Source organism: Gemmatimonadaceae bacterium (genome assembly GCA_036496605.1).
Classification (GTDB): domain Bacteria; phylum Gemmatimonadota; class Gemmatimonadetes; order Gemmatimonadales; family Gemmatimonadaceae; genus AG2.
The window spans coordinates 20,193-39,882 of sequence record DASXKV010000052.1 but is presented as its reverse complement, the minus strand read 5'-3'; the positions used below and the strand labels follow the sequence as shown (position 1 = coordinate 39,882).

The following is a 19,690-nucleotide window of genomic DNA, read 5'->3' as shown; positions in this document are numbered from 1 at the left end:
CGCAGTTGCGCCGGTCTGGCTCAGGTCCGATCGAGCTCCTTCGCGTACCCGGCGAGATTCGTCCCATCGGGCAGCGTCGACTTTACGAGCTTCATAACCGTGCTGAGCGCTTCGTCATCGTCGATCGGAATCGTGACGCCGTTCACCCGGTGTCGGAGCCCGGCGAGCGGGATCTCGGTTGGCGATGCGACGAGAAGGAGGTAGCCGATCGGACTTGCTCCTGGGCCGGGCTCGCGAAGAGGGCCCAAGCCGCGCGAGGTGGTCCCGCTGTCGCTTCCGTAACGCACGGAGTCGCGGCGAGCCGTATCGCGGAAGACCGGTGGTGGCTGGGACGGATTGGGATTGCGTCCCTGTTGCTGCCGTCGGATCGCGGCGAACATGCTGTCGCGATTGAACGCGCGCTCCCGGAACTGCACTGGGATCGTGTGCTGTCCCGCGTCGACGTGCGTATTCATCGCGGTATCCGTCGGAAATACGATGACGGCTCCCCGACCGGGCACCACATAAAGCGCTGTGACGTACGAAGGGCGCGCGAGATTCACCGTGATCTGCGTCGGCGTCTTCTCGTTCTGCGGCGTGGTGAACAGAGGCGCAACGGTTCCGTAGTCGCCGAGTTTACGGATCTCGGGCCCGCTGGAGCACGCCGCGGTGGTCACGACCAATGCGAGCAGAATGCGACGAAGCTGGAACATGCGTGTCAGGACGGAAGTGGACTGAGCTCACAATAGTGTCGAGCGTAACGAAGCGACGTCATCGAAAGGCACTGCGAGAATCTTACCATCTCGCGTCCCGAAGTTGGATCGTGTGGCCGGAAAGCGCTTGCGTCGCCGCCGGCCGCCGGAGATACTCGCACACCCTTGGTTTCTCACCTCAGCCCGATTTTCGAATGCGCGTGCATAGTGCCTGGACTCTTGTGACACTTCTGGGCGTCGTTCCCCTTATCGCCGGCGCTTCGATAGCGACGGCGCAGGCAACGCCCGGTGCGCAAGGGGTCTCCTCGTCGATCTCTACATCTATCGCGAGCCGAACGAGCGGCTTCGAGAAATTCGACGGCTTCATTCCGCTCTACTTCGATCCGCGGCAGGGCAAGCTCCTGCTCGAGCTGCCGCATGACTCGACTCGGGCGCTATTCGTGGTGACGCAGGCGACGGGTCTGGGGTCGAATCCAATCGGCATCGATCGCGGATCGGATGCGGCAAGCGACGTCGTCCGGTTCGATCGGGACGGGGAGCGGGTGCTCGTCGTGCTGGAGAACTGGAACTATCGCAGCTCGGCACTCAGCAATCCCGATCATCAGCGCACGGTGCGCGAGGCGTTCGCGGCGAGTACGGTCGCGTCGCTGCCGATCGTGGCGATGGAGGGCGGCCGACTCCTCGTCGACGCGGCGGACCTCGTTATGCGCGACTGGAATCACGTCGCCGAAACGCTGGCGTCGAGTCGCCAGGGGATGTACACGGTGGCGCGCGAGCGGTCCTCGATCTACCCGCCGTACACGAAGGCATTTCCACAGAACACCGAGATCGAAGTTGCGCTCACGTTCGCGACTACCGGATCACCGGGTTCGATCGTCGAGCGCGTGGCGCCGGACGGCCACGCGGTCACGCTACGTCAACACCTCGCGCTGGTCGCGCTACCTAACGACGGCTACGAACCGCGGGCCTGGGATCCACGTGTCGGATATTTCGGAATCTCGTTCAACGACTATGGCCAACCGATTCAACGCCCCTTGCAGGTGCGATGGATCGCGCGCCATCGGCTCGAGCGCATGAATCCGAGTGATCCGAATTCGCCGATCAAGAACCCCATCATTTATTACGTCGATCGCGGGATCCCGGAGCCTTTGAGAACGGCGACCTTGCAAGGGGTGGGTTGGTGGACGGAAGCCTTCGAACGGGCGGGCCTGCACGGAGCATTCAAGGTCCAGCTGCTGCCCGAGGGCGTCGATCCCATGGACATCCGATACAACGTCGTGCAGTGGGAGAATCGGAACGAGCGCGGCTGGTCGGTGGGGGGTGCGGTTACGGATCCGCGGACCGGAGAGATGCTAAAGGGCATGGCTCGGCTCGATTCGCATCGCTCGCGCACGGATTACAACCTCTACGCTGGCCTGATGGGAGCCGCCGCCGCCGCGGCCGACACGGCATTCGTCCTGGCGCGCGTGAGACAGGTGAGCGCGCATGAGGTTGGCCACACGTTGGGCCTGGCGCACAACTACATCGCCTCGAGCTTCGAGCGCGCGTCGGTGATGGATTACCCACCGCCGCGGGTGTCGCTGACGCCCGACGGTCGCATCGACCTCTCGCAGGCGTACGGTGTGGGACCGGGCGCGTATGACGTCTGGGCGATTCACTGGGGCTATGGAATCTTCCCCGCCGCGACCGAAGCGGACTCGCTTCGCGCGATCGTCGCGGATGGACTCAAGCGTGGCTACCTGTTTCTCTCGGATGCAGATGCTCGACCCGAGTATGGGTCTGATCCGCGCGTAAGTCTGTGGGATGACCGCGAAAGTGCGATGAGCTTTCTCGAAAATCAGATGGCCGTGCGTCGCGTCGCGCTCGATCGGTTCGGCGAACGGAACATTCGCGTCGGTGACCCGATCACCTTGTTGCAGGAGCGCCTGGCGCCCGTGTACTTCATGCACCGCTTCGCGCTGAATGGCCTGACGAAGACAATCGGTGGAATGGAGTACGCGAATGCGGTTCGCGGTGACGGTCAGCAGGTGACGCATCCGATCGCCGCGGCGCAGCAGCGGGCGGCGCTGACGCTGCTCTTATCTGCACTCGCGCCGAAGGAGCTCGCGATCCCGGACACGGCGCTCACGCTGATGGCACCGGGTGCGACGAATGTGACCCCGCCCGTGGAGCTGTTCGGCAGCCGAACGCGTCCGGCATTCGACGAGCTTGGCGCGGCGCGTACGCTGGCACAGATGGTCGTCGACGGCATCCTGCAGCGCGACCGGGACGCACGCTTGGTGCAGTTCGCCGCGCACGGATCGGGCTTCACGTTAGGCAACGTGATCGATGCATTGGTGAACGCGACGTGGCGCGCTCCGACGGCGGCAACGCCGAAGCTCACGGCGCTCCAGCGCGTGACGCAGCGGGCTGTGGTCGACCGGCTCCTATTGCTCGCGGCGGACTCCGAGGCTGCGCCCGAAGTGCGGGCGATGGCCGATCTCAAGCTCACCGAGCTGCGGCCGAGCGCGGTGGCGTGGTCGAAGGGTGTGGGGCGCAGCGAAGAGGAGAGGGCGCATTGGTTGGCGATTGCGACGGATGTCGGGCAGTGGATAGACAAGCGGCAGTTGCCGGCTCTCACGCGGGCACTGGTAGCGCCGCCGGGCGATCCGTTCTAACTCACGCGCACCAACGCGGCCACAATCGAGCGTCGGAGGGCGCTTAGTTTTCACCGGGTAGTCAGCTCTTACGGAGAAGACTTGGATGCGCATCACCAGGTTGGGTGTGGTTGGGGCAGGTACGATGGGGAGCGGGATCGCGGCGTTAGCGGCGTCGGCGGGGTTGCGGGTCGTGTTGCTCGACGTGGCCGGACCCGATGCGGACAAGAATGCGATCGTTAGGCAAGGGCTCGAGCGCGCGAAGAAAGCGCGGCCGGCGGCGTTCATGGATCCGGATCGCGCGTCGCTGATTCGCATCGGCAATACCGCAGATGATCTCCAACTGCTCGCCGAGTGCGACCTGGTAATCGAAGCGATCATCGAGCAGCCGGGACCAAAACGCGAGCTCTATGCGCGGCTCGAACCGATGCTGCGCGGCGACGTCATCGTCGCGACGAACACGTCCGGGATTCCGATGCGTGTGTTGACGGAAGGACGGTCGGAAAGATTTCGGTCGAACTTCCTCGGCATGCATTTCTTCAATCCGCCGCGCTATCTGCACCTCCTCGAGATCATACCGACGGCCGAAACGCGTCGTGAGGCAATCGACGCCGCGCAACGTGTCAGCGAGCGCGTGCTCGGCAAAGGAATCGTGCTCGCGAAAGACGTTCCCGGATTCGTCGCGAATCGCCTCGGCGTGTACGGAATGGTGCTCGCGCTGGATTTGATGCAACGCTATGGCTTCACGATCGACGAAGCCGACGTGCTCACTGGTCCAATACTCGGTCGCGCGAAGTCTGCAACTTTCCGCACGGGAGATCTCACGGGAATCGACGTTCTCCTTCATGTCACGGAAGGGTTGAGCCAGGCGACTGGCGAAGCGTTCGCGATGCCCGGCTGGGTGAAGGAGCTGGTGAGCTCGGGGCGCGCCGGAGAGAAGAGCGGTGCGGGATTCTATCGACGCGTTGGCAAGGACATCCAGACGCTCGATTGGAAAACGCTCAACTACGGGCCGCAGCGCAAGCCCGACAGCCCGGAGCTCGATCGCATGACGGGCTTGCCACTCGCCGAGCGCTTCGCGGCGGTGCGCGAGCTGGAGGGACGATACGGCGACTTCGCGCGCGAGTACCTGCTGCGATTCTCGCATTACGTGGCCACGACGACGCCGGTAATCGCGTACGACCTCGTCAGCGTCGACCGAGCGATGGAGTGGGGTTATGCGTGGGAAGCGGGGCCATTCAAGCAGATGGATCTGCTTGGTCTCGATTTCCTCGAGAGCGGCTTCGAGCGGCTCGGGCTCGACATGCCAGCGATGCTCGGCAAAGTGGAGGGCTGCTTCTATCGAAGCGCGGGCGATGAGCTACGGTACCTGACGAATGACGGCGGCTACGCGCGCGTACCCGAAGTCCCGGGTACGATCCATCTCGCGTCGCAGAAGCGGTGGCGGCGATTGCTCGAGGCGTCGACGGACGCGAGTCTCGTCGACGTCGGAGACGGCGTCGCGGTGCTCGAGTTCACGAGCAAGATGAACACGCTCGGTGAGGGCGTGCTGCGCATGCTGGGGGAGTCGTTGGCGCGCGTTCGGCGCGACGGGTTAGCAGGCTTGGTCATCGGCAACGACGATCCGCGCACCTTCACGGCCGGCGCCGATCTGGGCTGGGTAATGCGAATGGTGCGCGATGGGCGGTGGAAGGAGCTCGAGGCGGCCGTGGAGCTGTTTCAATCCTGCTCGATGAGCTTGCGTGCCGCACCCTTTCCCGTTGTCGTCGCCCCGTTCGGCTTGACGTTAGGCGGCGGCTGTGAGTTCTCGCTTCACGCGGATCTCGTGCAGGCGCACGCCGAGCTATATATGGGTCTCGTCGAGGTCGGAGTCGGATTGTTGCCCGCCGGCGGCGGGACCAAGGAGCTGCTCTTCCGGTTCACGAATGACCTCGCGCCATATGAGGAGGCGGACCCGTTCGAGGCGGTGAAGCGAGCATTCAAGCTGATCGCGATGGCGACGACGAGCACGAGCGCGCTCGAGGCGAGGAAGCTCGGCTTGCTGCGCACGACAGATCGGATCTCGATGAACCGGGATCAGCTCATTGCGGATGCGAAGGCACGCGTGCTCGATCTCGCGCCTGATTATGTGCCGCCGGCACCGATGACGATCACGGCGCTGGGCCGCGAGGGGTTGGGGAATTTGAACTACGCAGCGTTTGCGATGCGCGAGGCCGGGCAGATCACGGATTACGAAGTGCGGCTTGCGCACGAGATTGCGTACGTCCTCACGGGGGGCGATGGCGAGCGCCGGCTAGTGACGGAGCAGGATATTCTGGATCTCGAGCGAGATGCGTTCCTGCGGTTGTTAGGGGCGAAGGAAACGCAGGAGCGGATTCAGCATATGCTGAAGACGGGAAAGCCACTGCGGAATTGAGGAATCGTGGCTGGTGGTTGGTGGTTGGTGACTGGTGCCTTCGCAAAACCAACCACCAATCATCAATTACCATGACAAAGAGGATTGAGTGTGACTGAACTCCGAGAAGCCGTAATCGTGTCCGCCGTGCGGTCGCCGGTGGCGAAAGGGAAGAAAGATGGCGCGCTCGCGAGCGTGCATCCCACCGAGCTCTCGGCGTGGGTCATGCGCGCGGCGGTGCAGAAAGCAGGTGTCGATCCCACCACGATCGATGACATTTTCTGGGGCTGCGCGATGCCGGAAGCGTCGCAGGGACTCAACGTGGCGCGGCTCGCATCGTTGCGCGCGGGCTTTCCGGTCGCGGTGCCATCGGCGACGATCAACCGGTTCTGCTCTTCCGGATTGCAGACGGTCGCGCTCGCGGCACAGCAGATCATGACGGACATGGGCGACATCGTGATCGCGGGCGGCGTCGAGATGATGAGCCAGGTGCCGATGTCCGGCTATTACACCAGGCTCGCGCCGGAGCTGACGGAGTCGTACATCGGCATGGGTTTCACCGCCGAGCGCGTCGCCGAGCGCTGGCACGTGTCGCGCGAGGATCAGGATCGCTGGGCGTTAGGCAGCCAGCAAAAGGCGACGAACGCGTGGCGGAGTGGCGCGTTTGCCAAACAGATCGCGCCGATTCCAGTGACGAAAACGACGTGGGAAGGAGCGAGCAAGGAAGCGTGCAGCTCCGAGGTCACGCGCGACGAGCTGCTGCGTCCCGAGACGACATTGGAGGGGCTCGCGAAGCTGAAACCCGCGTTCAAGGTGAAGGGTACGGTGACGGCGGGCAACTCGAGTCCCTATTCGGATGGCGCCGCGGCACTTGTCCTGATGAGCCGCGAGCGCGCGACCGCGTTAGGCATCAAACCGCTCGCGCGTTTCATCACCTTCGCCACAGCGGGTGTCGAACCGGAGGTGATGGGTATCGCGCCGATCAAGGCCGTGCCGAAGGCGTTCAAGCGCGCCAAGATGTCGATGAAGGACATCGACTTGATCGAGTTCAACGAGGCGTTTGCGTCGCAGGTGGTCGCCGTGGTGCGCGAGCTGAAGATGTCCGAGGACAAGGTAAACGTGAACGGCGGTGCGATCGCACTCGGTCACCCGTTAGGTGCAACGGGTGCGAAATTGACGACGCAACTGGTGCATGAGCTCGGGGCGCGAGGCGGAGGCGTCGGGCTCGTGACGATGTGCATCGGTGGGGGAATGGGAGGGGCGGGGTTGTTCGAGGTCTATCCGGCGTGAGGGCGCGAGGGCCGCGACGCGCCGTTCTCCAAGCGCCCTGCCGTCAAGGCCGCCTGTATCGCTCGATGAGCGCCGAATCTCTCGATGCGCGCGTGGAGCGCGGAGTCTTCATGATCGCTTCGATCTCCGCCATTTCGCGCGGCGCGCGCGAGATCCATTCGACAGCATTCGGTGTCGCGATGTAGTCGTCCTCGATGCGAATGCCGATGTTGCGGTAGCGGTTGACGGCTGGCCGGAGTTTCGCGATCAAGGCGCGATTGCGCGGTGTCTGGGGAAGGACGTCGAGCACGTCGCTGCGGACGTAGATGCCGGGCTCGATCGTGAACGCGTCGCCGGGGGCAATCTCCGCCTGATCCGGGTCGTGAACCTCGAGGCCGATGCCGTGTCCGAGTCCGTGCATGTAGTACAGGTCGTACTGCGGACATTGCGCCGTCTGGCCGCCGGCGTCGCAATCGTAGCTCGCCCCCGGTGCCTCGATGAGACCGAGCCTCGTTAGGCCGGCGGCGAGGACCGCCGTCGCGGAGTCGGACATGAAATGCGCAGGCGCGCCGAGTTTGGCCTGTCGTTCCGCGGACCCCTGCGCGTCGCGCACGATCTGGTAGATCGCGCGTTGCTCGGGCGAGTACGTTCCGTTTGCCGGGATCGACCGCGTGACGTCGGCGGCGTACCCTTTGTACGAAGCGCCGATGTCCATCACGACGATGTCCCCGCCCTCGATGAAGCGGTCGTCGAGATTGTAGTGCAGCGCCGTCGCGTTAGGTCCCGAGCCGATGATCGACGCGAAGGAGGGCCGCTCGGCGCCGTTGCGTCGAAAGGTGTACTCGACGAGCGCCTGGATTTCGAATTCGTTCATTCCCGGCGCGAGCGCCTGCATCGCGTCGCGCTCGGCGCGCGCGGTGATCTCGGCGGCTTGACGGATGAGCGCGAGCTCGGCCGGCGACTTCGTGGCGCGGAGCTGCAGGACATGCGGCGTCGCGTTTTTCACGACGATCGCAGGATGCCGGCTGCGGAACGCCGAGACGAATTGCTGGTCGGGCGTGAGGCCGCTTCCTGGATCCTCGGTCGAGAAGTCGCCGACGACGTACCAGGGCAATCCCGAGGAGCTGAGCGAATCGAGAACCTGGGCGAGATCGCCGATTTCTCGCGTCGGTAAGGCAGTGCGGCGCTGCGCACCGTCGACGCCGAGGCGCGTGCCGACCCAGACTTCACGCGCGGGAATGCGCGGCTCGACGAAGAGCGTGCTCGTGACGCTCCCGCCGGACTTGACGATCACGAGCGCGGCGTCGGGCTCGACCAAGCCGGTGAGATAATTGAACGACGGCGTCTGGTAGAAGGAAAGATAATCCTGCGCCGGCTCATGGGCGCCTAACGCGAGGACGACGCCGTCGGCGATCTGCGCTAGCAGTGCCGCGCGTCGCTGGGCGTACTCGGTCGTCGCGAATTGCGCGGGCGTCGCAGCGAGCGGCGCGAGGAGGAGGACGGTGAGAATGGCGAGAGCATGAGGCCGTCGAGTCATTCAACAAAGCTACTCCCTTGCCGCTGCCACGCCGCCCTGCGTCACCGCAGACATGCCGTTCTCGACGTGCCCATTCGCCGCGAGTCGACGAGGAACTCCACCTGCTCCCGTTACAGGCCTCTCGAACTATGATGCGGTGTCGTATTATTGCGCCAGCGTCGGATTTCTTGGCTCGCACTTGGACCTCTCAACATCCTCACCGTGTCGCCATGCACACTCGTATCGCAGCCGTCACAATGCTCTCACTTCCCGCCGCGCTCGCGGCGCAGACCGCGACCGTGACGATTCGGGCTGGTCGGTTGATCGACGGCCACGGCGGCATGCTCGAGAACGCGACCATCATTGTGCAACAGGGAAAGATCAGTCGCGTCGATCGAGTCGCGACAGGCAACGCGGTGTACGATCTGAGCCACTTCACCGTGCTGCCCGGACTCATCGACGGTCACGCGCACGTCAGCTGGTATTTCAATCGCAGCGGCCGGTTTCACACGCCGAGCGACGGCGACACGCCCGTGCAATCGATGCTGGCGATGACCGCGAATGCATTTGCGACGTTGACGTCCGGCGTGACGACGATTCAGAGTCCCGGTTCGCCCGAGGATAAGGATCTGCGCGATTTCATCGCGACAGGCGGGACGCCGGGGCCGCGCATACTGACGTCGCTGCAACCGATCACGAGCCCGCGCCTAACGCCGGACTCCTTACGCGAGATCGTGCGTCGTCGCAAGGCCGAAGGAGCGGACTTCATCAAGATTTTCGCGTCGCAGAGCATTCGCGACGGCGGCAAGCAGACCTTGTCGCAGGAACAGCTCGACGCGATCTGCGGCGAGGCGAAGGCGCAAGGGATGCGCACGCTCGTGCACGCTCATAGCGCCGAGAGCATGAAGGCCGCGACCATGGCAGGATGTACACAGATCGAGCATGGCGTGTTCGCGACGGACGACGTGTTGCGTCTGATGGCGGAGCGCGGAACGTTCTTCGATCCGCAGTGCGGGCTCGTGTTCCGGAATTACCTCGAGAACCGGGCGAAGTACCAAGGCATCGGCAATTACAACGAGGAAGGCTTCGCGGCGATGGAACGGGCCATTCCGCTCGCGGTTGCGGCGTTCAAGCGGGCACGCGCGACGACGGGACTCAAGATCGTGTGGGGAACAGACGCGGTTGCGGGCGCGCTCGGTCGGAATGTCGAAGATCTCATCTGCCGTGTGCAGGATGGTGGCCAGCCGCCGATGGAGGCGATCACTTCGGCGACATCGTTGGGCGCCGAGGCGATTGGGCTGGCCGACCAGATCGGCCGGATCGCGCCGGGGTTTCAGGCGGATCTGATCGCAGTGGACGGCGACCCGTCGAAGGACATCACGGCGTTGCGACGCGTTGTGTTCGTGATGAAGGGAGGACGGGTGTATCGATGGGATGGAGAGCGGCAACTGCGGACGGCGCAACGATAGCACAACGAGTGGACTCAGGCTTTGGGCAGTCGAACCGTGAAGACTGATCCCTTCCCGAGCTGACTGCGTACCGTCAGATCGCCACGCATTCCCCTCGCCAGGTCGCGGCTGATCGCGAGGCCGAGACCCGTTCCCTGCCGCTGGCCGGCGTAGGTGCGATCGACCTGGACGAACGGCTCGAAGATCGCTTCGAGCTTGTCCGCAGGGATGCCGACGCCAGTGTCGACCACGTCGATGAGCACGTCCTTATCAGGCGCCGAGCAGCACAGCTCGACAGATCCTCCCTCCGTCGTATACCGAATGGCATTCGACAACAGGTTCACCAGAATCTGGCGCAGCTTCTCCGCGTCGGCACAGACGCGCACTCCGGGGCACGCGGTGCGCAGGCGATAGGTGATGCGCTTCGCGGCGGCGAGCGGCGCGACGAGCTCCTCGACGGCGGTGAGAGATTGATCGAGCCGGGTCGCGACGATGTCGTACTCGAGGCGGCCGCTCTCGACCTTCGCATAGTTTAGAATATCGGTAATCAAGCCGAGGAGGTGCTGGGAGCTGCGCTCGATACGTCCGAGATCCGCATGTTGCTCGGCGTTGACCGGGCCGTGGATGCCGACGTCGAGCAGCTGCGCGTAGCCGATGATGGCGTTGAGTGGCGTGCGTAGCTCGTGGCTCATCGCGGCGAGGAAGTCGCTCTTCGCGCGATTCGCCTCGTCGGCTTCACGCCGCGCGTCCTCGGCGTCGAATCTGGCGCGCTCCGCGTCCTTGGTTCGCTCGGCGAGATCTTCGTTCGCCGCACGCAGCCCATTGTTCGAGTGCTCGAGCTCCGCGGCGACGACCTCCAGCTCGGCGGCCTGCGCTTCGAGCTCCGTCGCCTGCTCCTCGAGAAGTCGCCGGCCCTCCTCCACGTCGGCGAACAGGCGTGCGTTGTCGATCGCTTGTGCGGCGCGCATCGCGAGCTCTTCGGCCACCTCGAGATCATGCTTGTCGAAGCGTCGATCCGACTCGGCGCTGACGAAGGTCATCGCACCGAGGATCGCGTCGCGGCCGCGGAGCGGGACGACAATGAACGATCGCACGCCGAGGCCGCGAACGAGACGGAGATGCTGTGCGTCCTGCGCGATGTTCGAAAGGATGTCGTCGGTAACGGTGGTGACGAGCTGACTCCGGCCGCTCCGAATGACGGCGCGCGCTCCGAATTGTGACTCCGGCCGATTTGCATAACGAGCAGCGAGCGCGTGCGCCGCCTCGCGCTTCGATGGATCGCGGTGCTCCGTCTCGAGCCGTCGGATCGAACCGTCCGGCTCGACAACGTCGACCGTGTACCAATCCGCGAACGCGGGCACCACGACTTTGCTGAGATTGCAGAGCATCCGCTCGCTCTCGAGCGACGAGAGCAGCACGTTGCTGACGCGGAGGAGGAGCTGCTGTGTTGCCTCGAGCCGCCGTCGCTCTGTCAGTTCGCGGAGGTACGCGGTAAAGACGGGTGGACCGGGAAGTGGAATGCGCGTGATCGTGAGCTCGATCGGGATGATCGATCCGTCCGCACGCATTCCTTCGACCTCGATGCGCGTGCCGAGCAGGTGTGCCTCGCCCGTCTGACGATAGCGTGCGAAGCCACTATAGTGCGCCTCGCGAAAGTGCGGTGGAATGATCGTCTCGGCGAGTTGACGTCCGATGACGGCGTTCCGTGGGTAGCCGAAGGTTCGCTCCGCCGCCGGATTCCACTCCAGAATGAGCCCGTCGTGATCGATGGTGATAATGCAGTCGAGCGCCACCTCCACCACCGCCGCGTTCCGGATGCGCTGGCTCCGTTCGGCCTCGTGAGCGCGACGACTCTCGAGAAAGACGCCCAGCTGGAAGCCCATACTGGTCGCCGCATTGAGCATTTGCTCATCGGGTGGTTCGGCGTGCTCGCTGTAGAGCTCGACGACGCCGACCGTCGACGTCCGCCGGGAGGGCGAGTCCACGGCGCGATCACGTTCGCTGCCCCGCGGCAGAACGCTGTGGACGGGGAAAGCGAAGACGGCGCGAAGCCGCTCACGCTGAGCGATCTGCTGTCGAGGCAGCTGATCTATTTCACCAACGTCGCTCTTCCAGACGGGTTCGCCCGTTTGCCAAACGAGCCCGGGGATTCCTCTGCCGCGCGGAAAGCTATTCGCGCGCGTCGCTTCCTCGAATTCCGGATACGCTCCAGATCGCCAAACCGCGGCGCATCGCATCCATCGTCGCGCCTCATCGAGTAACCAAAAGGCGCCGAATTGCCAGCCGAGCTGCGTTCCGAGTTCGTCGAGCACGCGCGGGAGCGCGTCCTCGACCGTCTCCGACTCGGCGAGGGCACGACTGAGGGCGTACTGAACGAGCAGTCGTCGGTCGAGGTCTTCACGCTGATCGAAAGTCGTTGGCCTGGGGGTTAGGCGTTCAGAGAACATGTGGCAGGGCCCGTACCAAACGTGTTGGCGCCGTCACATCGTGAACGTCTCACCTCTCCAAACGCTTCAGTTCGCCCAGCCTAACGATGGCACGCGGGTGATCCGGGTCAGTCAGATCGAGCTCGTGCCACGGAACGCGGAAGCGTTTGCCGAGCTTCTTTCCCAGCGCGCCCATCAGCGGGACGAGCGTCGAGAGCTCGACGACGCGCTCGACGAGTGCCCCGACACCCACGTGAATCTCGACGACGACCCAATCGGTATCTTCTTGCTCGACGACGAGCTCCTCGATGCGTCCAACCTTCTGGCCATCGGCATCGCGCAGAGCGCGACCGATCAGCGCCTCGACGTGAATTTCCCTCGGTGACAGGGGCGTCTCGTTCACGACCATGGAATTCGGCTCACGATGGTGCGCCGGAGCCATTTCTCGAGCGCCATGATCGGCGTGCTGGCCGCGACGAGATCGATGCGGAGCGAAGGCTCATCGAGCGTGATACGGGATATCGGAATTCGAACCGAAGCGCCGCGACCGCTGCCAAGCCGCGCGTCCAGGCGGGCGAACCAGTCACCGAAGCGGCGATTCAATCGTCGCGCGAGTGTGACGGGTCCGACTTCGACGAACCGAACGCGCGGCGGCTCGCCGGCGCGCAGCTCGAGAACGATGCCATCCACCTTGCCGGCGTTCTGTCCGGTTGCGTCGATGAGCTGATTGTCGAGCACGTCGCGGATGAGCAACACCTGCATCAGGATCCTCCAATGATCTCGAGCGGAATCGATACGATCGCGACGATGCCGGCGAGAACGCTGATGACGAGAATGGCCAGATTGCCTAACCACCCATTTGTGTGGTCGCCGAGGTACCTGCGATCGTTCATCAGGACGAGGAAGGGGAGAATCGCAACCGGCAGCGACGCAGCAGTGAGTGCCATCGAGAGGTTCGTGAGCTTCAGCGGGTCGACGCCAACGACGACGAGCAGCGTGGATGCGAGCAGAATGATGGTGTACGTGACACTGAAGCGTGCATCGGCACTCGGCTCGAGGTCCTCCCCCCAATTCCAGCCGAAGCCTTGAGCGATCTTATATGCAAGGGCGAGCGCAATCTCCGCCGTCGCGCCGATACAGGTAATGAAGAGAGAGCCAGCAAAGAGCAAAAAGCCGACGCGTCCCCATGGCGACGAGAGCAAAAGCGGCAGCTGCTTGTACTCCTCGACCTTCATGCCACGAGGCGCGTACACGAGGGCCGCAACGACGAGCACCGCGACGGAAAGAAACCCACCGAACCCCATGCCGATCGCGGCGATCACGCGGTTAGGGCCGAAGTAGGTCTCGTCCCACTTCTCCTCGATCGCTCCTGACGAGTAGAAATAGAAGAGGTAGGGGGAGATCGAAGCGCCGAGAATGCTCACGGCGATGAACCAATAGTGCGCCGGCTGCTTGGCAGGGAGTGTTGGCGCGAGACCGACGGCGAGTGCATGCCAGTCGGGTCCGAGGTGCACCGCCGCGACAACGAAGGCGATCGTGATCAGCCCAAGCAGCGAAATGGCGTTTTCGATGATGCTGAACGTTCCGTACCAGAGGAGCCCCCAGGCGAGGAGTGCGACTGGCAATGCCCACACCGGATAATGAATTCCGGTCACCAGCTCGACCGCGACGGCGACGCCGCCGATCTCCGCGGCGAGAACCAGCACTGAGATGAAGAAGACGAGGACGAGGGGAACCATGAAGAAGTGGATCCCGAAGCGCTCACGCATCGCGTCGGCGATCGTGTGCTTGCTCGCGACCGCGAACCGTCCCGACATCTCGATGAGCAGCGCGATGCAGATCGTTCCCAGGACGATGGCCCAGGCGAGCTGATAGCGATATTCCGCGCCTCCCTGGGCAGCCGTCGCGATCGAGCCAATCTCCAGGAAGCCACCAATGCTCGTGACGATGCCGAGCGCGACGCCTAACCAGCGTTTCACGTCAATCTGCTAGTGGAGTGTATACAGATACGCGGCAATGTCGCGCGCCTCGGCGTCACCGATGTGAAGATTCGGCATCGCCGTCTTGTCGTCGACGGCCGGAGGGTTCGTCAGCCAGCGGATCATGTTGTCTGGTGTGTTAGGCAGAACCCCGGCGATGTACGCCCGCTTCGCCATGCCGTGAAGGTCCGGTCCGACGACCGACGCGGCACCGGCGACGTGGGGAATCGTGTGGCACGCACCGCAGCCGTAGGCCGAGATGAGTGCCTTGCCGCGCGACGGACTGCCGCCGTGTGTGAGCGCGATTGCATCGCGCTCGCCGTCGCTGCAGGCGGCGACGAGTACCAATGCCATCAATCCAAGGCGGATGCTCACGACCAATCACCTTCGGTGGCGCTCGCTGTCCATTGCGCGTCGCGCGCGAGCTCGCGCTCGTGAACGCGATCTTCAGACGCGCGCAGCCAACTCGCAAAGAGGATCAATGCGGCGACGAGATACGCGAATCCTGCCGGAATCCACATGATGAGTCCCGCGAGTTGCTGATCCTCGAGCGGCGTCAACAAACACGCACCCTGACAGGCGGATGCGTACGCGGGATACCACAGTGTCCGCGAAAAGGTGAGGAGCGCGCCCAACGCGCCGGAGTGAAGCGCCGTGCCGAACAAGAGGAGCACGGCGACGCCGAAGCTCATCGCGCGAGATCGGCCGCTGAGTGCGTCGCCATGCAAAATCGTCCACCAGAAGAGCAGCGCCGTTCCGAAAAAGCTCAGATGCTGCAGCGCGTGCATTGCGTCGCTCGTGAGCGTTGCCTGGTAGAGGGGCGGGGCGTGCCAGATCCAGATCGCGGCGCCGTGGACGAGGAACGCCACGATCGGCCGCGTGAAGAACCCCGATACCGCGCGCATGGCATCCCGTCGAGACGCTCGCCCGACGAAGCGCCGCGCATTCGAGGGGAGCGCCCACAGCATCGGGACGATCGGTCTTCCGAGCACGAGCAGCGGCGCAGCCACGACCATCAACAACTCGTGCTGGACCATGTGCACCGAGAAGCGCTGTTCGGCGAGCGCATGTATGGGTGTCAGCAAGGCGACCGCCGCAACGAGCCAGCCCGCGGCAAACGACGTCGCTTCCCACACGCGGATGCCGCGACCGACGTGCTCGTCCCAGAGGAGACGCAGGCCGCGCGCGTAGAGTGCTGCCGAGAGGACGAGCGGCGTGACGATTCCGGGCTCCCAGTCCCAGGCCGTCCAGAGGTCGGAAGCGCCGGCGTGAAGCATCGTCAGCTCCGCACGCACGGACCAAAGACGAACACCGCCAGCCACTGCATAACGATGAGGAGTGCCGAGAGGGCGCTCACCGCCATGCCGCCAAGCGCGAGGAAGCGCGTGCGCGAGTCGATCATTGCCGACTCGCTCTCCGTGCCGCGACCGACGCGACCCCAGTCGGCGCGCGCGAGGAGTCCGGCGGCGATGGCAACCAACAGGCACACGACCGCGACGATGTGCATCCCGATCGGTGCGCCATGGCCGCACACCCACATGTTCGTGAGATAAATCATTTCCTCGTTTACGAGCGCGGCGATCGGACCCAGGAGCAGTCCGAGGCTGAGGGTGAGCATGCCGGGCCATCGGGAGAAACGATCGACCGCGTTAGGCGCGTTGTTCATCGCGTCCATCAGAGCACGTACGGGCTCACGTACACGACGAAGTACAGCGGTATCCAGATCAGAACCATGAAGTACCAATAGAACGAGTTGTCAGTGACGTCACTCATCACCTTGATCGGCAGCCGTTTGAACCAGAAGAAGAGTGTGAGGCCGATCGTGTCGGCGACGTCGAGCAGAAGGAGCGACGCGTGCGTACCGACGATCGTCCAAGCCGCGGTGCCGTAGGCGTTGCTGTCCCAACGCACGTTGAGCGCCCAGAGCTCATACCAGCGAAGAATCGGAATCGGCAGGGAGATCAACGACGAGACGAGCAGCCAGAGTCTCACTCCTCGGAGATCGAGTCGCCGCGCCGCGCGTGACGCCAGGTACACGGGTAAGACGCTGACGATCATGACCGCGAGGTTGACCGTCGGCGCCGTGAGCGAGGGCCGCGGCGTCCGCAGCGGCGGCCACGTCTCGAAGTTCTGCCGGACATAGAAATACATCGCGGTGATCAATGCGAGCGTCCAGCCTTCGATCACCATGAAGCCGAGCGTGCCCCACCACATGAGGCTGCGGTGCCCGAACGTGACCGAGGGCAGCTCGGCGACGTCGCCTAACGATTGCTGCGCTGTGGACAGCGGTGTCGTCATACCGTGTCGATGATCTGCAGGTCGGTGTCGACGCGCTCGACTTCGATCTGCCGGGACGATTGCCAGCCCCACCCGAGCATGCCAAGCAAGGTGAGTCCGAATCCGCCGACGACAGCCCATGGCGTGAAAATCGAACCGATCCAGAATTCAGCCATGCACAGCGCCAGGAAGAGCGGCCAGATCGACGCGTTAGGTTGCCGGTGGCGATAATCGGGTTCGGCGTCGAAGGCGGTGGTGACGAGAACTTCACGTCGGTCGGCGCGGAGACCGGTGATCACCGGCAGCGGCGAGCCGGTATCCCACAGCGGATGGCGGCCGAGGACAATCGGCGTATTGACGAAGTTGTAATTGGGTGGTGGAGACGTCGTCGCCCACTCGAGGCCGTAGGAGTCCCAGGGATTCGCGCCGGCGGGTCGCCCGACTCGCGCGCTCATGGCCGCGTTGACGACGAAGAGCGCAACGGAAATGACGACGACCACCGCGCCGATCGTCGACAGGGCGTTCAAGGGCCCCCAGCCGGTAGACGCGAGATACGTGTACACGCGCCGCGGCATTCCGTTCAGGCCGAGGATGTGCATCGGGAAGAACGCGACGTTGACGCCAAGGATGAAGAGCCACGCATGCCATTTGCCGAGCGACTCGTCGAGCAACCGTCCGGTGGCCTTGGGAAACCAGTAGTAGAAGGCCGCGAAGAGCGGCATGACCGCCCCGCCGAGCAGCACATAATGGAAATGGGCCACGACAAAGAACGTGTCGTGCACCTGCTTGTCGAAGGCGACCGACGCCACCATCACACCCGTCAGGCCGCCATTCACGAATGTGATGAAGAACCCGAGTATGAAGATCATCGCGGTCGTTAGGCGAGGACGACCGGAGAGGAGGGTGACGAGCCAACAGAAGATCTGAACGCCGGTCGGGATGGCGATGACGAGGCTCGCGGCGGTGAAGAGGCTCTGTCCGAGCTCGGGGATCGGCGTCGCGAACATATGATGGACCCACAGCCCGAAGGCAAAGAATCCAGTCGTGATGTTCGCGAGGACGATTGCCAGGTAACCAAAGACTCGTCGTCGGCAGAACGTTTCGATAATGGGTGAAATAAAACCGAGACCGGGCAAGAATATGATGTAGACCTCGGGATGCCCGAAGAACCAGAAGATGTGCTGCCAGAGGAGCGCGTCACCGCCTTCGGCAGGATTGAACCATTGCGTGCTGAGCGCGCGATCGGCCGCGAGCTGCAACGTGCTCGCCGTCGCAACGGCGGGCATTGCGAAAACGATCATGAACGAGACGACGAGCTGCGACCACACGAACAGCGGGATGCGATTGAGCGATATCCCCGGCGCGCGCAGCTTGAACACGGTGACGATGATGTTCACCGCGGCGCAGAGCGCTGCGATCTCGGTGAAGGTCACGACCTGCGCCCAGACGTCGAGGCGGTGGCCAGGGGAATACTGTGGGCCGGAGAGCGGGACATATGCGGTCCAACCCGCATCCGGTCCCATGTTGATGAACAGCGATACGTAGAGGAACACGACGCCCACGAGGTACGCGTAGTACCCGAAGGCATTCAGCCGCGGAAAGGCGATGCTGCGTGCGCCGACCATCAGCGGGACGAGGTACAATCCCATCGCCGTCATGATCGGCACGGCGAAGAGGAACATCATTGTCGTGCCGTGGACGGTGAAGATCTGGTTGTAGCGGTCGGGTCCGAGGAACGTGTTCTCGGGGCGCGCGAGCTGGAGGCGCATCATCGCCGCTTCGATGCCGCCGGCGATGAACATCAGGAATGCGGTGACGACATAGCGCCGGGCGATCAGCTTGTGATCGACGGTCGTGAGCCAGCCCCACAAGCCGCCGCCGTCGCGCCACGTGATGTCGAGAAGCCGCGCCTGCTCGAGCACCGTTTCCTCGCTGAGCAGCTCCGGCGCCGAACCGGGCAGCGTCCCCGGCGTGGGGCTGTCGTTATGCAACAGGCGGCGGCCGGCGCTCGTCACTTGAGGGACTCGAGATAGTCGAGCAATGCGAGCAGATCCTTCGGCGCGAGCTGATTCGACGGCATTCGCACGCCCGGCTTGAGCGACTGTGGATCGACGACCCAGCCGGCAAGGTTCCCGCGGGTATTGGCAAGCGCACCCGCGCCAATCGTCTTGCGGCTGGCGAGGTGTGTGAGGTCCGGCCCGATGGTGCCATACGCCGCGGTGCCAGTGATCGAGTGACACGAGGAGCACGGGCCCGCGAGGAAGATGCGCTGGCCTTCCTTCGTGCTGGAATCGTTAGGCTCGGTGGCTGGGGCTCGCTGTGCGGCCAGCCACGTCGTGAAGTCCGCTCGTGAATGGACGATGACCGTGAGCGCCATCTTCGCGTGCTCGACGCCGCAGAACTCGGCGCATTGTGCGCGGTAGGTGCCTGGCCGGTCCGCGTCCAGAAAGATCGACGAGGTGTAGCCCGGAATGAGATCGCGTTTGCCGATGATGTTGGGCACCCAGAAACTGTGGATCACGTCGCGCGATGAGAGCGTCACCTGCACGGGCTCGCCGGCCGGGATGTGGAGCTCGTTGGCGTCGACGACGATCTTGCTCGGGTCGGCGTCGACGTACTGGATCTCCCACCACCACTGATGGCCGATGATCTCGATGGTGAGCGCACGGTTTGGATGCTCGGCGAGCGCGCGCCCGACCGTGAAGTCGAAGACGAGAAAGAGCAGCAGAATGAGCGCGGTCCCGGCGATCAACGCGCCGACGAGACGGGTCTGTCGCTGCTTGTCATCGTTAGGCAGGTCCACGACCGGCTCGAGATCCTCACGCGTCGTCCGCCGCCGGGTGAGCGCGCCCCACAAGGCGGCACCGACGACGCCGATCCAGACCGTCGCGGACACGACGAGCATCGACCAGAAGAGCCGATTCACGATGCGGTTCGGGGATCCCGCGGGGTCGAGCACATTCTGTGGGCCGTGACATGCGACCACGCACGACACGAGGACGACACACGTCGCCACTCCGTGAAGGCGTCGGCTTCTGCGCACGTGTCGATC

16 protein-coding genes are annotated in these 19,690 nt (G+C 64.0%); 4 read left to right on the top strand and 12 right to left on the bottom strand.

Annotation, left to right across the window (positions count from 1 at the left end):
- Nucleotides 1–20: 20 nt before the first annotated feature.
- Nucleotides 21–692 (bottom strand): hypothetical protein, encoded by a 672-nt coding sequence (locus VGH98_21195; GenBank protein ID HEY2378510.1) that lies wholly within the window; start codon nucleotides 690–692, stop codon nucleotides 21–23.
- A gap of 194 nt (nucleotides 693–886) precedes the next feature.
- Between VGH98_21195 and VGH98_21190 the strand changes: the two genes are divergently transcribed.
- The 3 genes from VGH98_21190 to VGH98_21180 all read left to right on the top strand — a co-directional run bounded on the left by VGH98_21190 (nucleotide 887) and on the right by VGH98_21180 (nucleotide 7,013).
- Entirely contained in the window at nucleotides 887–3,349 is a 2,463-nt protein-coding gene (locus tag VGH98_21190) for a zinc-dependent metalloprotease (GenBank protein ID HEY2378509.1), read from the top strand.
- Between the two features lie 85 nt (nucleotides 3,350–3,434).
- Nucleotides 3,435–5,744 carry a 3-hydroxyacyl-CoA dehydrogenase/enoyl-CoA hydratase family protein gene (locus VGH98_21185; GenBank protein ID HEY2378508.1) on the top strand — a complete coding sequence of 770 codons (2,310 nt, stop codon included), beginning with the start codon at nucleotides 3,435–3,437 and terminating at the stop codon, nucleotides 5,742–5,744.
- A gap of 90 nt (nucleotides 5,745–5,834) precedes the next feature.
- Complete coding sequence (locus tag VGH98_21180) at nucleotides 5,835–7,013, top strand: thiolase family protein (GenBank protein ID HEY2378507.1); 1,179 nt, start codon at nucleotides 5,835–5,837, stop codon at nucleotides 7,011–7,013.
- A 43-nt stretch (nucleotides 7,014–7,056) separates the two neighbouring features.
- Here VGH98_21180 and VGH98_21175 read toward each other — a convergent pair whose 3' ends face one another.
- Nucleotides 7,057–8,529, bottom strand: coding sequence for an aminopeptidase P N-terminal domain-containing protein (locus VGH98_21175; GenBank protein HEY2378506.1), 1,473 nt, complete (start codon nucleotides 8,527–8,529; stop codon nucleotides 7,057–7,059).
- 209 nt (nucleotides 8,530–8,738) lie between these two features.
- Here VGH98_21175 and VGH98_21170 point away from each other — a divergent pair, with 209 nt between their 5' ends.
- Entirely contained in the window at nucleotides 8,739–9,977 is a 1,239-nt protein-coding gene (locus VGH98_21170) for an amidohydrolase family protein (protein ID HEY2378505.1), read from the top strand.
- A 14-nt stretch (nucleotides 9,978–9,991) separates the two neighbouring features.
- On the opposite strand, the gene VGH98_21165 is transcribed toward VGH98_21170, so the two are convergent.
- From VGH98_21165 to coxB, 10 genes are read right to left on the bottom strand one after another with little or no spacing between them, the layout of a single operon-like run.
- On the bottom strand, nucleotides 9,992–12,403 hold the full coding sequence (locus VGH98_21165) for an ATP-binding protein (protein HEY2378504.1): 2,412 nt from the start codon (nucleotides 12,401–12,403) through the stop codon (nucleotides 9,992–9,994).
- Nucleotides 12,404–12,452: 49 nt separating this feature from the next.
- Entirely contained in the window at nucleotides 12,453–12,791 is a 339-nt protein-coding gene (locus tag VGH98_21160) for a PRC-barrel domain-containing protein (protein HEY2378503.1), read from the bottom strand.
- Nucleotides 12,782–13,144: a hypothetical protein gene (locus VGH98_21155; GenBank protein HEY2378502.1), complete on the bottom strand. Its 363-nt coding sequence runs from the start codon at nucleotides 13,142–13,144 to the stop codon at nucleotides 12,782–12,784. The genes VGH98_21160 and VGH98_21155 overlap by 10 nt, the downstream gene beginning before the upstream one ends.
- On the bottom strand, nucleotides 13,144–14,361 hold the full coding sequence (locus VGH98_21150; GenBank protein HEY2378501.1) for a divalent metal cation transporter: 1,218 nt from the start codon (nucleotides 14,359–14,361) through the stop codon (nucleotides 13,144–13,146). Before VGH98_21150 ends, VGH98_21155 begins: the two co-directional genes overlap by 1 nt.
- A 9-nt stretch (nucleotides 14,362–14,370) precedes the next feature.
- On the bottom strand, nucleotides 14,371–14,736 hold the full coding sequence (locus tag VGH98_21145) for a c-type cytochrome (GenBank protein ID HEY2378500.1): 366 nt from the start codon (nucleotides 14,734–14,736) through the stop codon (nucleotides 14,371–14,373).
- Complete coding sequence (locus VGH98_21140; protein ID HEY2378499.1) at nucleotides 14,733–15,638, bottom strand: cytochrome c oxidase assembly protein; 906 nt, start codon at nucleotides 15,636–15,638, stop codon at nucleotides 14,733–14,735. The genes VGH98_21145 and VGH98_21140 overlap by 4 nt, the downstream gene beginning before the upstream one ends.
- 2 nt (nucleotides 15,639–15,640) lie before the next feature.
- A complete protein-coding gene (locus tag VGH98_21135) occupies nucleotides 15,641–16,036 on the bottom strand; it encodes a hypothetical protein (protein ID HEY2378498.1) in 396 nt (131 codons plus the stop codon).
- Entirely contained in the window at nucleotides 16,036–16,659 is a 624-nt protein-coding gene (locus VGH98_21130) for a hypothetical protein (protein HEY2378497.1), read from the bottom strand. The genes VGH98_21135 and VGH98_21130 overlap by 1 nt, the downstream gene beginning before the upstream one ends.
- Nucleotides 16,656–18,653: a cytochrome c oxidase subunit I gene (gene ctaD / locus VGH98_21125; protein ID HEY2378496.1), complete on the bottom strand. Its 1,998-nt coding sequence runs from the start codon at nucleotides 18,651–18,653 to the stop codon at nucleotides 16,656–16,658. Before ctaD ends, VGH98_21130 begins: the two co-directional genes overlap by 4 nt.
- On the bottom strand, nucleotides 18,650–19,681 hold the full coding sequence (gene coxB / locus VGH98_21120; GenBank protein ID HEY2378495.1) for a cytochrome c oxidase subunit II: 1,032 nt from the start codon (nucleotides 19,679–19,681) through the stop codon (nucleotides 18,650–18,652). Before coxB ends, ctaD begins: the two co-directional genes overlap by 4 nt.
- Nucleotides 19,682–19,690 lie beyond the last annotated feature (9 nt).

Bases quoted from the DNA above. Each gene is read 5' to 3' on its own strand.
- VGH98_21165 (HEY2378504.1), bottom strand. From the start codon at position 12,403: ATGTTCTCTGAACGCCTAACCCCCAGGCCAACGACTTTCGATCAGCGT.
- VGH98_21190 (HEY2378509.1), top strand. From the start codon at position 887: ATGCGCGTGCATAGTGCCTGGACTCTTGTGACACTTCTGGGCGTCGTT.
- VGH98_21175 (HEY2378506.1), bottom strand. From the start codon at position 8,529: ATGACTCGACGGCCTCATGCTCTCGCCATTCTCACCGTCCTCCTCCTC.
- VGH98_21140 (HEY2378499.1), bottom strand. From the start codon at position 15,638: ATGCTTCACGCCGGCGCTTCCGACCTCTGGACGGCCTGGGACTGGGAG.
- VGH98_21155 (HEY2378502.1), bottom strand. From the start codon at position 13,144: ATGCAGGTGTTGCTCATCCGCGACGTGCTCGACAATCAGCTCATCGAC.
- VGH98_21135 (HEY2378498.1), bottom strand. From the start codon at position 16,036: ATGGACGCGATGAACAACGCGCCTAACGCGGTCGATCGTTTCTCCCGA.
- VGH98_21185 (HEY2378508.1), top strand. From the start codon at position 3,435: ATGCGCATCACCAGGTTGGGTGTGGTTGGGGCAGGTACGATGGGGAGC.
- VGH98_21160 (HEY2378503.1), bottom strand. From the start codon at position 12,791: ATGGTCGTGAACGAGACGCCCCTGTCACCGAGGGAAATTCACGTCGAG.
- VGH98_21130 (HEY2378497.1), bottom strand. From the start codon at position 16,659: ATGACGACACCGCTGTCCACAGCGCAGCAATCGTTAGGCGACGTCGCC.
- VGH98_21195 (HEY2378510.1), bottom strand. From the start codon at position 692: ATGTTCCAGCTTCGTCGCATTCTGCTCGCATTGGTCGTGACCACCGCG.
- VGH98_21170 (HEY2378505.1), top strand. From the start codon at position 8,739: ATGCACACTCGTATCGCAGCCGTCACAATGCTCTCACTTCCCGCCGCG.